Source organism: Quyinboa mangrovi (genome assembly GCF_042219825.1).
Lineage (GTDB): Bacteria > Bacteroidota > Bacteroidia > Bacteroidales > UBA5342 > JBHJHP01.
Genome location: NZ_JBHJHQ010000055.1, coordinates 1 through 858, shown reverse-complemented (window position 1 = coordinate 858; position 858 = coordinate 1). Strand labels below are relative to the sequence as shown.

Genomic DNA, 858 nt, shown 5'->3' with positions numbered 1-858 from the left:
GCGGGAACGTTGGCAAACATATTGAAGAATGACTATAAGTAAGTTAACATATCTGATTTTAATTCTTGTTTCAATTGCAAGCTGTAAAACGGATTTTATTACTGATGAGAAAATTGTAAGTGATATTTTTCCTCAGTTAGTTGATAGTTTAAACATAAAATGGAGACCGATGCCACCGCCACCGCCACCACCAATTTTCGATAACGACTCAAATTTTATTGGCGTGGACTCCTCTAAAGTGAAAGAGATTCTTTTAGAACATCAAAAATATTTAGACCGATTAGACTCAATTGATTCAAGAATATTTATTGGGATAACAGATACTTGTTTCTTCATAGACTGGGATGATTTGAAATCTAGGACATATAGTGAAGATGATTTGGTAAGTGAATTTATATCATTAAACGAAATAAAAACAACTATATCTAAAGTATTAAATATTAATCAAATAAATGTTTCGAGTAATTTGAAATTAATATTAAAATCAGAAATAAATAATAACTATTCAAATATTTGGACAATTCTTAGAGACCGAAAATTTGCAGGACTACTTGAAATTTCAAGAATATACCGATTAGAAAATAATGAATTTGGGTTACTGCAAGTTGATTACTATTATGACGAGTGGGATGGATATAGTTACTTTTTAATTATTGAAAAGACTGATAAGAAATGGCACATCAAAAAACTCTTAAGGAATTGGGTGACATAAAAAATACGTTTGCCAACACGCGGTCATAGTGCATGCGGTTTTATTTCAATTTGCAAATCCACATTCCGTATGTCGTCGTTTTCGGCTTGACAGTCTCCACTTCATGGGACAGTCAACCGCACGACACCATACCGCGGGAACGTTGT

The 858-nt window shown here is 32.6% G+C and carries 1 protein-coding gene; it reads left to right on the top strand.

Annotated elements, in window-relative coordinates; all coding sequences use genetic code 11:
• The first annotated feature begins 28 nt into the window (after window positions 1–28).
• Window positions 29–712: a hypothetical protein gene (locus ACE1ET_RS20530; RefSeq protein ID WP_375730301.1), complete on the top strand. Its 684-nt coding sequence runs from the start codon at window positions 29–31 to the stop codon at window positions 710–712.
• Window positions 713–858 lie beyond the last annotated feature (146 nt).

Bases quoted from the DNA above. Each gene is read 5' to 3' on its own strand.
- ACE1ET_RS20530 (WP_375730301.1), top strand. From the start codon at position 29: ATGACTATAAGTAAGTTAACATATCTGATTTTAATTCTTGTTTCAATT.